Below are 13,032 nucleotides of genomic sequence, written 5' to 3'. Positions count from 1 at the left end.
CGGCAAGCGGCCCACACTGGAGTCACTGACTCATGGATACGTCCAGCATCAACGCCCAAAGCATTTTCGACGACAACGCCGCCATGCTGAAGCTCAGCTGGCTGACGGGGCATGAAGGCTGGGAGCGCGGCTTTTCTTCGGAATCGGTCGCCAATGCCACGTCGAGCGCCGACCTCGTCGGCCACTTGAACCTGATCCACCCCAACCGGATCCAGGTGCTCGGCGACGCCGAAATCGACTACTACAAGCGCCAAACCGACGAAGACCGCTCGCGCCACATGGCCGAGCTAATCGCGTTGGAACCGCCGTTTCTGGTGGTGGCGGGCGGCGTCGCCGCGCCGCCGGAACTGGTCCTGCGCTGCACGCGCTCGTCCACACCGCTATTCACCACGCCGATGTCCGCCGCCGCGGTGATCGACAGCCTGCGCCTCTACATGTCGCGCATTCTGGCGCCGCGCGCCACGCTGCACGGCGTGTTTCTCGACATCCTCGGCATGGGCGTGCTGCTCACCGGCGACTCGGGCCTCGGCAAGAGTGAACTCGGGCTGGAATTGATCAGCCGCGGCCACGGGCTCGTCGCCGACGACGCGGTGGACTTCGTGCGCCTCGGTCCTGACTTCGTCGAAGGGCGTTGTCCGCCGCTGCTGCAAAACCTGCTGGAAGTGCGCGGCCTGGGCCTGCTCGATATCAAGACGATTTTCGGTGAAACCGCGGTGCGCCGGAAAATGAAGCTCAAGCTGATCGTGCAACTGGTCCGCCGTCCCGATGGCGAATTCCAGCGGCTGCCGCTGGAAAGCCAGACCGTCGACGTGCTCGGCCTGCCGATCAGCAAGGTCACGATTCAGGTGGCTGCCGGCCGAAATCTCGCCGTGCTGGTCGAAGCCGCCGTGCGCAACACGATCCTGCAACTGCGCGGCATCGACACGCTGCGCGACTTCATGGATCGCCAGCGCCTGGCGATGCAAGACCCCGACAGCCAGTTTCCCGGCAAACTGATCTGAGCCCGCAAGACAATGCGGTGCCCGCAGCCGGCGACAGGCCGCGGGTACACGCACGGAGACCAGATGCTATGATGAAATGTACGGTTTTGACGACTCCATGCGCATAATCCTGATCACCGGTATATCCGGCTCCGGCAAATCAGTTGCCCTGAACGCGCTTGAAGACGCAGGCTATTACTGCGTCGACAATCTGCCGCCGCGTTTCCTGCCGCAACTGGCCTCCTATCTCGCCGAAGACGGGCAAGACCGTCTCGCGGTCGCTATCGACGCGCGCTCGAGCGCCTCGCTCGACGAAATGCCCGCCATGATCCGCGACCTGTCGCGCGCCCACGACGTGCGTGTGCTGTTCCTGAACGCGAGCACGCAGTCGCTGATTCAACGCTTCTCCGAAACGCGTCGCCGCCATCCGCTCTCGGGTTCCACTTCGCACGACGCCGACGTCGGCCTGCTCACCTCGCTCGCCGAAGCGATCGAACGCGAACGTGAACTCGTGGCGGGCCTGGCCGAATTCGGCCATCAGATCGACACCAGCAATCTGCGCGCGAACGTGCTGCGCGCATGGGTCAAGCGTTTCATCGAGCAGAAAGATTCGGGACTCGTGCTGATGTTCGAGTCGTTCGGTTTCAAGCGCGGTGTGCCGCTCGACGCGGATTTCGTGTTCGACGTCCGCACCTTGCCGAACCCGTACTACGATCATGAATTGCGGCCGCTCACGGGCCTCGACAAACCGGTGATCGATTTTCTCGATGCACTGCCGGTCGTGCATGAAATGATCGACGACATCGAGAACTTTCTCGCCAAGTGGCTCCCGCATTTCCGCGACGACAACCGCAGTTATCTGACCGTCGCTATCGGTTGCACGGGAGGCCAGCACCGTTCAGTGTTCATTGCGGAGACGCTCGCCGCGCGTCTCGCATCGTCGGCGAATGTCATTGTGCGGCATCGCGATGCGCCGGTCGAAGCCGGCGAATCATCGAAGTTAGTGGCTTAACCGGCCGCATCGCGCGGCCTCAACTCGAAGCGTTGCGCCATGTCTTCTTCTACTGTGCTTGCCGATGTGCCGCTGTTTCCGCTGCATACGGTGCTGTTTCCCGATGGACTGCTGCCGCTGAAGATTTTCGAAGCGCGCTACCTCGACATGGCGCGCGACTGTCTGCGCGAAAAAACGCCGTTCGGCGTGTGCCTGCTGAAAAGCGGTGCGGAAGTGGCGCGCGAAGAAGAGCCTTCGGTGCCCGAAGCAATCGGCTGTCTAGCTGAAATCGACGAGTGCGATGTCGAAGCCTTCGGCATGCTGCTGATTCGCGCACGCGGCACGCGGCGTTTTCGTCTGCTGTCGCATCGCGTCGAGTCGAGTGGTTTGCTGGTCGGCATGGCGGAGCCGCTCGGCGAGGATATGCCGCTCGAAGGCAACGAGCAGTTGGCCAAGTTCGGCGCATGCGCGGAGGTGCTCGAACGGATCATCGCGACGATCCGCGAGCGCGATCCGGAAAGCCTGCCGTTCGCGGAACCGTTCAGGCTCGAAGATCCGTCATGGGTATCGAACCGTCTTGCCGAAGTGCTGCCGATTGCGCTGCGTGCTCGCCAGAAACTGATGGAGTTACTGGACGCCGGCGCGCGGATCGACGTGGTTCATCACTACATGCAGCAGCATCAACTGCTGTGACGGCGGCCGCGTGGCCGCCGGATTGATCAGATCAGCGAGCCCTGCAAACTGTCTAGCAGCTTGCGTACCGGCGCAGGCACACCGAACGAATCGAGATCGCTGAGCGCGACCCACGCAGTGTCGGCGTCGCCCAGCGCAGCCAAGGCGCCCACGCCTCGATCCAGCTCCGCGAGCCGCGGCTCGATGTCCAGTTTGAAATGCGTGAACACATGCGTGAGCGGCGCAAGCGGCGAGACCGCACCGTCGCCACCGAAAGCGCGCGCGCGGTCGGCGAGCGCGGCTTCATCGGCGGCTTCGGGCAGGCTCCATAAGCCGCCCCAGATACCGGACGGCGGGCGCTTCTCCAGCATCACCGCGTTGCCATCGCGCAGCACCAGCATCCACGTACGGCGCGTCGGCACGGTCTTCTTCGGACGCGCCGTGGGTAGCAACCGCTGGCGTCCCGTCACGTTGGCGACGCAGTCGGCGGCGAACGGGCAGCGCAGGCAGTCGGGCTTGCCGCGCACGCACAGCGTCGCGCCGAGATCCATCAAGCCTTGCGTGTACGCGCTGACTTCGGCGTCCGATGCGTTCGACGGAAGCAGCGACTCCGCCAGCGTCCACATCGCGTTTTCGACTTTCTTTTCGCCCGGGAAACCTTCCACGCCGAACACGCGCGCCAGCACGCGCTTCACGTTGCCGTCGAGAATCGTCGCGCGCGCGCCGAACGCGAAAGACGCGATCGCCGCCGCCGTCGAACGGCCGATGCCCGGCAACTCCGCCAGATCCTCGACCGATGCCGGAAACCCGCCGCCATGCTGCTCGACCACGACCTGCGCGCAGCGATGCAGATTGCGGGCACGCGTGTAGTAGCCAAGGCCGGCCCACAACGCCATCACGTCGTCAGACGGCGCGGCGGCGAGCGCGGCAACGGTCGGAAAACGCGCGAGAAATTTCGCGTAATACGGAATCACCGTCGACACCTGCGTCTGCTGCAGCATGATTTCCGACAACCAGATGCGGTACGGATCGCGCGTGTTCTGCCACGGCAAATCATGCCGGCCATGCTGACGCTGCCACGCGATCAGACGCGTGGAAAAATCAGACATGACCGGAAAAGCAGGCGCTCGAGGCGCGGCGGACGGGGTTGAACGCGGAGTTAAGCGAGAAGGCATTGGGGATTTAGCGCTGACAGGTGGGACAGAAATACGTTGAACGCTGCCCCTGCACGATCTGTTTGATCGGCGTTCCACACACACGGCATGGCAGCCCGGCGCGATCATAGACGAAATAGTCGAGCTGGAAGTAACCGCTTTCGCCGTTGCTGCCGACGAAATCGCGCAGCGTGCTGCCACCCTTCTCGATGGCGGCGGCGAGCGTCACGCGCACAGCGTCCGCCAGCAACTCGTAGCGCACGAGCGAGACGCGCCCCGCCGCGGTGGTCGGCCGGATGCCTGCACGAAACAGGCTCTCCGACGCGTAGATATTGCCCACGCCGACCACGATTTCACCGGCCAGCAGCGCCTGCTTCACCGAGACTTTGCGCCCGCGCGTGAGCCGGTGCATCAGCGCGCCGGAGAACGCGGGCGAAAACGGTTCGACGCCGAGGCTCGCGAGCAAGGGGTGCTCGAGCACGTCGCCGGCTTCGCGCGGGTGCCACAGCACCGCGCCGAAGCGCCGCGGGTCGCGATAACGCAAAATGAACTCGTCGAAAATCCAGTCGATGTGATCGTGTTTCGCCGCGGCCGGCGGATGCGGCACATGGCGCAGCACCCGTAGCGTCCCAGTCATGCCAAGATGCACGATGAACCAGCCCGCGTCGATCTCGAACAATAGATACTTGCCGCGCCGCTCGACCTTGCGCACGACGTGGCCGCGCAAGGTTTTCGCAAGGTCGGCCGGAATCGGCCAGCGCAATGCGGGCGTGCGCACATCGACGCGTTCAACCTTGCGCCCGGACACATACGGTTCGATTCCCCGTCGGGTAACCTCAACTTCTGGCAACTCTGGCATGTCTAACTGGTCTGCAACTTGCGTGAGTGGTTGTGCGCGTATTGTAGCGAGCGCGTTACAATCGTCCGAAACATTGAACGGATTTCCATGAACTTGTCCTTCGTGAAGCTGTTTTTGAAGCGCCCGGCTAGCGCATTCCGCGTACCGCACGCCGTGTCCGCTCGCCGGATGCTCGGTGCGGCGGCGCTCGCCGTCTGGGCGCTGGCTGCCGTGCCCGCCCACGCGCAGGACCCATCGCCGGACTCGGATGACACTTCGGTCACCCTGCCGGATCCGCTCGGCCCGGCCTCGGCGGAAGACCAGAAGTCCCTGCCCGGCGTGCCGCTGACGAGCCAGATCGTATTCCAGGTGCTCGCCGCCGAAGTCGCGCTGCAGCGCGACCAGCCGGCGCCCGCCTATCAGACCTACCTCGCCCTCGCGCGCGACACGCATGATCCCCGCATGGCGCAGCGCGCCACCGAGATCGCGCTGGCCGCGCAGAGCCCGTCGGACGCTTTGGCCGCCGCGCAATTGTGGCAGCAGTATGCGCCCAACTCGGAACGCGCCGCGCAACTCGACGCGTCGCTGCTCGTGCTGTCCGGCAAACCTGACGACGCTTCGCCGATCCTCGCCCGCGAACTCGCACGGGTGCCCGCCGACAATCGCGGCAGCGCGATTCTGGCACTGCAACTGCTGCTGTCGCGCGGCCCGAACCGGATCGGCGGCCTGCACGTGCTGCAGGATCTGCTCAAGAACGACATGAACCGGCCCGAAGCGCAACTGGCGATCGCACGCCAGCAGCTCGTGTCGGACGACGCGCCGGGCGCGCGCAAGTCGCTCGAACAGGCGCTCACGCTCAAGCCCGACTATTTGCCGGCGGCGCTGATGCTGTCGCAAATGGGCCCGGAAGAGCGCAAGGAAGGCATCGCCTCGCTCGAAAAGTACGTGCAGCAGAATCCGAAATCGCATGACGCGCGTCTCGCGCTCGCGCAGATGTATCTCGCGAGCGACCGTCTGGACGACGCGCAGAAGCAGTTCGAGATCATGCATAAGAACAACGCGAACGAACTGACGCCGCTCATGGCGCTCGCGTTGATCAAGATCCAGCAGAAGAATTTCAACGACGCGCAAACGTACCTGACTCAGTACGCCCAGCAAGCGGAAAAAACGCCGGGCGCCGATCCGGGCCAGGCGTATATCTACCTTGCGCAATTGTCGCTCGAACAGAAGAACGAAGCGGCCGCGAGCGATTGGCTGAACAAGATCTCGCCGTCGAGCCAGCAATATGTGCCGGCGCAGATCACGCGCGCGCAATTGCTCGCCAAGCAGGGCAAGACCGATGACGCGCGCAAGCTGCTGGCTAACCTGCCCGCGTCGGACCCGCGCGACCAGGCGCTGATCGCCCGCACCGACGCGGCGATCCTGTTCGACGCGAAGCGCTACCCGGAGGCGGAAACACGTCTGCAGCAAGCCACGGCGCAATTCCCCGACGACCCCGATCTGACCTACGACTACGCGATGTCCGCTGAAAAAACCGGCCATTACGACGTCATGGAAGCGCAGTTGCGCAAGCTGATCCAGACGCAGCCCGACAATCCGCAAGCGTATAACGCGCTCGGCTACTCGCTGGCTGATCGCAATCAGCGCCTCGCCGAAGCGGACAAGCTGGTCGAGAAGGCATCCTCGTTGGCGCCGAACGACGCGTTCATCATGGACAGCGTCGGCTGGGTCAAATACCGGATGGGCGATACATCGGACGCGATCAAGCTGCTGCGCAAAGCGTACGACATGCAGCCGAACGCCGAAATCGGCGCGCACCTCGGCGAAGTGCTGTGGAAAACCGGCAATCAGGATCAGGCACGCGCTGCTTTCCGCGATGCGCGAAAGCTCGAACCGGACAACGACACGCTTGTCAAAACGCTCCAACGTCTTCAGGTGAACGATCTTTGATGCGTCTTTCCCGTCTGATTTTCTTTCCCCGGGCGCCGCGTGGCGCGGCGCTCGGGTTCGCAGCGGCAGCGGTCGTCGTATTGGCCGGTTGTGCGTCAGTCAAACCGCAGGGTCCGTCCACGTCGAATGCCGCGACCTCCGTCACCGCGCAAACGAGCCGTGCTTACCAGGGCCGCTTCGCGGTCCAGTACAACGATCAGAACGGCCAGCAGCGCAACGCTTACGGCAACTTCACGTGGCAGGAAACCGGCGACACCGTGACCCTGCAGTTGCGCAATCCGCTCGGCCAGACGCTGGCAGTGGTGACGTCGTCGCCAGCTTCGGCCACGCTGGAACTGCCGAATCGCCAGCCGCTCACCGCGGATAACGTCTCCACGCTGATGCAGAATGCGCTCGGCTTCGCGCTGCCGGTCGAAGGGCTGCGCTATTGGCTGCAACCGTCGCCGGCGCCCACCTCGCGCGCCAAGACCGAGAAGGATCCGGAGCAACCGTCGCGGCTGAAGCAAATCACGCAGGACGGCTGGACGATCGACTATCTGGCTTATGCCGACGCGCCGGCCACCGGCGTGAAGCGCATCAACCTGACCCGCTCGGATCCACCGCTCGACATCAAGCTCGTGCTGGATCAGTAACCCGCGCCGCTTCACGCACCTTTTTCGCGCGCGACCTTGCCGCTTCTTTGACGCCATGTGGCGCATGTAGCCTCGACTCATGATTGAAACGACCGATTCGCTGCGCGATTGCCTCGCGCCAGCGAAACTCAACCTCTTCCTGCACATTACCGGCCGTCGGCCGGATGGCTATCACACGCTCCAAACGGTCTTCCAGTTGCTCGACTGGGGCGACACGCTGCACTTCACGCGACGCAACGACGGGCTCATCACGCGCAGCACCGAGATCGCCAACGTGCCGCCGGAACATGACCTGACCGTGCGCGCCGCGACGCTGCTCAAAACGCATACGGGCTCGCCTGAAGGCGTCGATATCGAAATCGACAAGCGTCTGCCGATGGGCGCGGGCCTCGGCGGCGGCAGTTCCGATGCAGCGACGACACTGCTCGCACTGAACCGTCTGTGGAAGCTCAACTTGCCGCGCCTCGAATTGCAGGCGCTGGCATTGAAACTCGGCGCGGATGTGCCATTTTTTGTGTTTGGAAAAAATGCGTTTGCGCAGGGTGTCGGAGAAGCACTAGACGTTGTACAATTGCCGCCGCGCCATTTCCTAGTAGTGACGCCGAGGGTTCATGTTCCGACTGCAGCGATTTTTTCTGAAAAAGCGTTGACAAGAGATTCAAAACCCCTCACAATTACGGACTTTCCTGCAGAACTTAGCTGCAACATTGAATGGCCAGAAAGCTTCGGCCGGAATGACATGCAGCAGGTTGTCGTAGGGAAATACGCGGAAGTAGCGCAAGTGTTGCGATGGTTTGAAAACATCGCGCCAGCGCGGATGTCTGGATCAGGTGCAAGTGTTTTTGCAGCGTTCCGTAGTAAAGCTGAAGCAGAAGCGGTGCAAGCCAAACTGCCAGCCGAATGGAACAGCGCAGTGGCCGCAAGTCTCGATCAACATCCACTCTTTACTTTCGCGTCATAAGTTTTGCATCGTCGAACGAAACTCCACGTTCGACGAAGCTCAGAGTTAGTGTAGGGGAGTCGCCAAGCTGGTTAAGGCACCGGATTTTGATTCCGGCATGCAAAGGTTCGAATCCTTTCTCCCCTGCCAAAATTTCTCGCATTTCCCTCGCCCCCAGCCTGAAGTAGGTGCACGATGAGCAGCCATGACGGCCTGATGGTTTTTACTGGCAACGCAAATCCCGCGCTTGCACAGGAAGTCGTCAAAATCCTCGGTATTCCCCTCGGCAAAGCAATGGTTAGCCGTTTCTCGGACGGTGAAATCCAGGTCGAGATTCAGGAAAACGTGCGTGGCAAGGATGTCTTCGTCCTGCAGTCCACGTGCGCACCGGCGAACGACAATCTGATGGAACTGATGATCATGGTCGATGCGCTCAAGCGCGCATCCGCCGGCCGGATCACAGCAGCCATCCCCTACTTCGGTTATGCCCGTCAAGATCGTCGCCCGCGTTCCGCGCGCGTCGCCATCTCGGCGAAGATCGTGGCGAACATGCTGGAAATCGCCGGCGTCGAGCGGATCATTACGATGGATCTGCACGCCGACCAGATTCAAGGCTTCTTCGACATTCCGGTCGACAACATCTACGCGACGCCCGTGCTGCTCGGCGATCTGCGCAAGCAGAACTACGAGAACCTGCTGGTCGTTTCGCCGGACGTCGGCGGCGTGGTGCGCGCGCGGGCATTGGCCAAGCAACTGAATTGCGATCTCGCGATCATCGACAAACGCCGCCCGAAGGCGAACGTTGCCGAAGTGATGAACATCATCGGTGAAGTCGAAGGCCGTACCTGCGTGATCATGGACGACATGGTCGACACCGCCGGCACGCTCTGCAAGGCAGCACAAGTTTTGAAGGAACGCGGCGCGAAGCAGGTGTTCGCTTACGCTACGCACCCGGTTCTGTCAGGTGGCGCAGGCGAGCGTATCGCCGCTTCCGCACTCGACGAACTCGTTGTGACGGACACGATCCCGCTCGGCGACGAAGCCCGCTCGTGCGCGAAGATCCGTTCTTTGACCAGCGCCGGCCTGCTTGCCGAAACGTTCTCGCGGATTCGCCGCGGCGATTCGGTGATGTCGCTGTTCGCTGAAAGTTAAGTATTTGCGAAGGCGCAGCGCGCCGCACCATGCGGTACGCTGCGCTTTTGCACAATCGGCATGAACGAACGAAGGTTCGTGCCGCAGCTCTGGGGCCTCAGCCATCTGGCTTGGAGGCCCCGTTTTTACTGCCTGGTCGCGGGCAGTGCATTGGAGATTCAAAATGAAAGTAGTCGCTTTCGAGCGTTCTTTGCAAGGTACGGGTGCGAGCCGCCGCCTGCGTAACTCGGGCAAGACCCCGGGCATCGTATATGGCGCTGGTGCTGAAACGCAATTGGTCGAACTGGACCACAACGCGCTGTGGCACGCGCTGAAGAAAGAAGTTTTCCACTCGTCGATCCTCGATCTGGAAGTGGCAGGCAAGTCGCAACAAGTTCTGCTGCGCGACGTGCAATACCACCCGTTCCGTCAGCTCGTGCTGCACGTGGACTTCCAACGTGTCGACGCGAAGAAGAAGCTGCACACCAAGGTGCCGCTGCACTTCATGAACCAGGAATCGAACCCGGCAGTGAAGCTGTCGAGCGCGGTGATCTCGCACGTTATCAACGAAATCGAAATCGAGTGCCTGCCGTCGGCACTGCCGGAATTCCTCGAAGTTGATCTGGCGACGATCGAAGCGGGTCACTCGGTTCACGCCAAGGACATCAAGCTGCCGGCAGGTGTGTCGCTGGTTGCTCACGTCGAAGCAGAAAACCCGGTGGTCGCAGCTGCAACGATCCCGGCTGGCGCAATCGCTGAAGGCGAAGCCGCCGCTGCTGAAGGCGAAGGCGAAACGCCGGCTGCTTAAGGGCGCCTCACGCGAAGAGCAAGAAATCCTCTCGATCCGTTTCAATGAAACGGTCGACGTGACCCGCCGAGGTTCGCCCCGGCGGGTTTTTTTTCGGTTTTTTTCGGCTCGGCTGCGTTCGGCTGCTGAGCCAGATGGACCTACGCAATCATGATCAAGCTGATCGTCGGCCTCGGCAATCCGGGCGCCGAATACACCGCGACGCGCCACAACGCCGGCTTCTGGCTGGTCGATCAACTGGCGCGCGAAGCAGGCGCGACGCTGCGCGACGAGCGGCGTTTCCACGGCTTCTATGCCAAAGCACGGCTTCACGGCGAAGAAGTGCATCTGCTGGAACCGCAGACGTATATGAACCGTTCGGGCCAATCGGTCGTGGCGGTCGCGCAGTTCTTCAAGATTCTCCCCGACGAAATCCTGGTCGCGCACGACGAACTCGACATGCCGCCCGGCAGCGTCAAGCTGAAGCTCGGTGGCGGCAGCGGCGGCCACAACGGGCTCAAGGACATCACCGCGCATTTGTCGTCGCAACAGTATTGGCGGCTGCGGATTGGCATTGGCCATCCGCGAGACCTGATTCCCGAAAGTGCGCGCGCCGGCGCCAAGCCCGACGTCGCCAATTACGTGCTGAAGCCGCCGCGGCGCGAAGAGCAGGACGTGATCGATGCGTCGATCGAGCGCGGGCTCGCCGTCATGCCGCAAATCATCAAGGGCGAGTTGGAACGCGCGATGATGCAACTGCATCGCAATCCGTAGAATGCCCGCTGGAATCGATATTCGCTGTACCGTCTTCGCGCAACTATGTTGCATGGGACCGGACTAAGCGCTAAAGCGCAAACTCCGGTCAACACAGGAGAATCGCTTGAGCCGCTATTGGAGTGACATCGTTCACCGTCTGACGCCATATGTGCCGGGCGAACAGCCCGCGGTCGCGCATCCGGTGAAGCTGAATACCAACGAGAATCCGTATCCGCCGTCGCCGCGCGTACTCGAGGCGATCCGGCAGGAACTGGGCGACGCCGCCGAATCGCTGCGGCGCTATCCTGATCCGACCGCGCAAAAGCTCCGCGAAACGGTTGCCGCGTACCACGGCATCCGCGCTGAACAGGTGTTCGCGGGCAACGGCTCGGACGAAGTGCTCGCGCTCACGTTCCAGGCATTGCTCAAGCACGACAAACCGTTGCTGTTCCCGGACATCACCTACAGCTTCTACCCGACGTATGCGCGACTTTTCGAAGTCGACTACCGGACCATCCCGCTCGATGACAGCTTTGCGATCAACGTCGACGATTACGTGTCGCCGAATGGCGGCATCCTGTTTCCGAACCCGAACGCGCCGACCGGACGTCCGCTGCCGCTCGCCGATATCGAGCGCCTGGTGGCGAGCAATCCCGATTCCGTGGTGGTGATCGACGAGGCCTACGTGGATTTCGGCGCCGAATCGGCTATCGGTCTGATCGACCGCTATCCGAATCTGCTGGTCGTTCAGACTGTGTCGAAATCCCGTTCTCTGGCGGGAATGCGCATCGGCTTTGCGTTCGGCAACCCGGAATTGATCGGCGCGCTGAACCGCGTGAAGGACAGTTTCAACTCCTATCCGCTGGACCGCCTGGCGCAAGTCGCGGCCACGGCGGCATACGAAGACGACGCGTGGTTTCGCGACACCCGCGCCAAGGTCATTGCAAGCCGCGAGCGACTGGCCGCGGGGTTGACGGCGCTGGGCTTCGAGGTGGTGCCGTCGGCGGCAAATCTGCTGTTCGCTCGTCACGAAGGCTACGACGCCGCAACGCTCGTGCTGCGACTGAGGGAAAAGGAGATTTTCGTGCGCCATTTCAAGGCGCCGCGCATCGACCAGCATCTGCGCATCTCGGTCGGCACCGACGCCGAATGCGACATTCTGCTGGACGCATTGCGCGAGATCTTCAGCGCATACGTCGGATAGCACGGCGCAAAGCGTTGCCGCCAAAAAAACGGCGAGGCCAAAAGCCTCGCCGTTTTTTAGACTCCGTACTTCACGCGCCCTTCGCAGCCTGCAGCGCGTGGTACTTCGCCATCAAGCCATCGGGCGTCTCCAGATGGTCCGGGTCGCGTGGAATGCACTCGACCGGACACACCTGAATACACTGCGGCTCGTCGAAATGCCCGACACACTCGGTACATTTCTTCGGGTCGATCACGTAGATTTCCGGGCCCATCGAAATTGCGTCGTTCGGGCACTCGGGCTCGCACACGTCGCAATTGATGCACTCGTCGGTAATCATCAAGGCCATACTTCTCTCACTTCACGCCGGCCGCAGCCAGCTTTGATCCGTCAAACCGACAGTTTACGCCGGTTACGGCTGTCCCGCCGACGCGCCGCTAGCCGGATCCATCGCGGCGACCTTTTCGGTCAGCCATTTTTCGACCGACGGGAACACGAACTTGCTGACATCGCCGCCGAGTTGCGCGATTTCACGCACGATCGTGCCGGAGATGAACTGGTATTGATCGGACGGCGTCATGAACATGGTTTCGACGTCGGGCAGCAAATAGCGATTCATGCCGGCCATCTGGAACTCATATTCGAAGTCCGATACGGCGCGCAGCCCGCGCACGATCACCCGCGCGTTATTGGTGCGCACGAAATCCTTCAGCAGCCCCTTGAAGCTCATCACCTGAACGTTCGGGTAGTGCCCGAGCACTTCGTGAGCGATGTCGAGGCGCTCTTCGAGGGTGAAAAACGGCTTCTTGTTGCGGCTGTCGGCAACGCCGACCACCAGCGTGTCGAAAATGCTCGACGCGCGCCGAACGAGGTCTTCGTGACCGCGCGTCAGCGGGTCGAACGTGCCCGGGTACACGGCGACTACCATGAGACTTCTCCTCTCTTCAGACAAAGGGGCACGTCAAAGCGTCCACGCGACGCATTTGGCACCGACCGCGCCCGTGACGGCAAACCGCCC

Annotated in this window: 14 protein-coding genes and 1 tRNA gene; 11 read left to right on the top strand and 4 right to left on the bottom strand. The window is 62.2% G+C overall.

Annotated elements, in window-relative coordinates; all coding sequences use genetic code 11:
* The first annotated feature begins 32 nt into the window (after positions 1 to 32).
* The 3 genes from hprK (at position 33) to P0D80_RS12550 (ending at position 2,664) form a co-directional block, all read left to right on the top strand.
* Entirely contained in the window at positions 33 to 1,001 is a 969-nt protein-coding gene (hprK, locus tag P0D80_RS12560) for an HPr(Ser) kinase/phosphatase (protein ID WP_012431656.1), read from the top strand.
* Between the two features lie 97 nt (positions 1,002 to 1,098).
* Complete coding sequence (gene rapZ, locus P0D80_RS12555; protein ID WP_132376119.1) at positions 1,099 to 1,992, top strand: RNase adapter RapZ; 894 nt, start codon at positions 1,099 to 1,101, stop codon at positions 1,990 to 1,992.
* Between the two features lie 39 nt (positions 1,993 to 2,031).
* Positions 2,032 to 2,664, top strand: a complete 633-nt coding sequence (locus P0D80_RS12550) for an LON peptidase substrate-binding domain-containing protein (RefSeq protein WP_408178279.1) — start codon at positions 2,032 to 2,034, stop codon at positions 2,662 to 2,664.
* 26 nt (positions 2,665 to 2,690) lie between these two features.
* On the opposite strand, the gene mutY is transcribed toward P0D80_RS12550, so the two are convergent.
* Together mutY and mutM are read right to left on the bottom strand one after the other, a co-directional pair.
* Positions 2,691 to 3,818, bottom strand: a complete 1,128-nt coding sequence (mutY, locus tag P0D80_RS12545) for an A/G-specific adenine glycosylase (protein ID WP_408284186.1) — start codon at positions 3,816 to 3,818, stop codon at positions 2,691 to 2,693.
* Positions 3,819 to 3,825: 7 nt separating this feature from the next.
* On the bottom strand, positions 3,826 to 4,656 hold the full coding sequence (mutM, locus tag P0D80_RS12540; protein ID WP_012431652.1) for a bifunctional DNA-formamidopyrimidine glycosylase/DNA-(apurinic or apyrimidinic site) lyase: 831 nt from the start codon (positions 4,654 to 4,656) through the stop codon (positions 3,826 to 3,828).
* An 87-nt stretch (positions 4,657 to 4,743) separates the two neighbouring features.
* On the opposite strand from mutM, the gene P0D80_RS12535 reads away from it, so the two are divergent.
* The 8 genes from P0D80_RS12535 (at position 4,744) to hisC (ending at position 12,035) form a co-directional block, all read left to right on the top strand.
* Entirely contained in the window at positions 4,744 to 6,585 is a 1,842-nt protein-coding gene (locus tag P0D80_RS12535; RefSeq protein ID WP_408284183.1) for a tetratricopeptide repeat protein, read from the top strand.
* The gene (gene lolB, locus P0D80_RS12530) at positions 6,585 to 7,217 is read left to right on the top strand and encodes a lipoprotein insertase outer membrane protein LolB (protein ID WP_132376123.1); all 633 of its coding nucleotides are present in this window, start codon (positions 6,585 to 6,587) and stop codon (positions 7,215 to 7,217) included. Before P0D80_RS12535 ends, lolB begins: the two co-directional genes overlap by 1 nt.
* 79 nt (positions 7,218 to 7,296) lie before the next feature.
* Positions 7,297 to 8,178, top strand: a complete 882-nt coding sequence (gene ispE, locus P0D80_RS12525; RefSeq protein WP_408284180.1) for a 4-(cytidine 5'-diphospho)-2-C-methyl-D-erythritol kinase — start codon at positions 7,297 to 7,299, stop codon at positions 8,176 to 8,178.
* Between the two features lie 52 nt (positions 8,179 to 8,230).
* Positions 8,231 to 8,307 (top strand) — tRNA-Gln (locus tag P0D80_RS12520).
* A gap of 45 nt (positions 8,308 to 8,352) precedes the next feature.
* Positions 8,353 to 9,309 (top strand): ribose-phosphate pyrophosphokinase, encoded by a 957-nt coding sequence (locus tag P0D80_RS12515; RefSeq protein ID WP_025597839.1) that lies wholly within the window; start codon positions 8,353 to 8,355, stop codon positions 9,307 to 9,309.
* Positions 9,310 to 9,472: 163 nt separating this feature from the next.
* Positions 9,473 to 10,096 (top strand): 50S ribosomal protein L25/general stress protein Ctc, encoded by a 624-nt coding sequence (locus P0D80_RS12510; RefSeq protein WP_132376125.1) that lies wholly within the window; start codon positions 9,473 to 9,475, stop codon positions 10,094 to 10,096.
* Between the two features lie 150 nt (positions 10,097 to 10,246).
* Positions 10,247 to 10,849 carry an aminoacyl-tRNA hydrolase gene (gene pth, locus P0D80_RS12505; protein WP_132376126.1) on the top strand — a complete coding sequence of 201 codons (603 nt, stop codon included), beginning with the start codon at positions 10,247 to 10,249 and terminating at the stop codon, positions 10,847 to 10,849.
* A 106-nt stretch (positions 10,850 to 10,955) separates the two neighbouring features.
* Positions 10,956 to 12,035, top strand: a complete 1,080-nt coding sequence (gene hisC, locus P0D80_RS12500) for a histidinol-phosphate transaminase (protein WP_408284176.1) — start codon at positions 10,956 to 10,958, stop codon at positions 12,033 to 12,035.
* 70 nt (positions 12,036 to 12,105) lie between these two features.
* Here the strand turns inward: hisC and P0D80_RS12495 are convergent, their stop codons facing one another.
* Both P0D80_RS12495 and coaD read right to left on the bottom strand, forming a co-directional pair.
* A complete protein-coding gene (locus tag P0D80_RS12495) occupies positions 12,106 to 12,363 on the bottom strand; it encodes a YfhL family 4Fe-4S dicluster ferredoxin (RefSeq protein WP_012431644.1) in 258 nt (85 codons plus the stop codon).
* A 63-nt stretch (positions 12,364 to 12,426) separates the two neighbouring features.
* On the bottom strand, positions 12,427 to 12,942 hold the full coding sequence (gene coaD / locus P0D80_RS12490) for a pantetheine-phosphate adenylyltransferase (RefSeq protein WP_012431643.1): 516 nt from the start codon (positions 12,940 to 12,942) through the stop codon (positions 12,427 to 12,429).
* Between the last annotated feature and the right edge of the window lie 90 nt (positions 12,943 to 13,032).

Source organism: Paraburkholderia sp. RL17-373-BIF-A, assembly GCF_046030175.1.
Lineage (GTDB): Bacteria > Pseudomonadota > Gammaproteobacteria > Burkholderiales > Burkholderiaceae > Paraburkholderia.
This window is presented reverse-complemented; position numbering and strand designations above follow the sequence as displayed.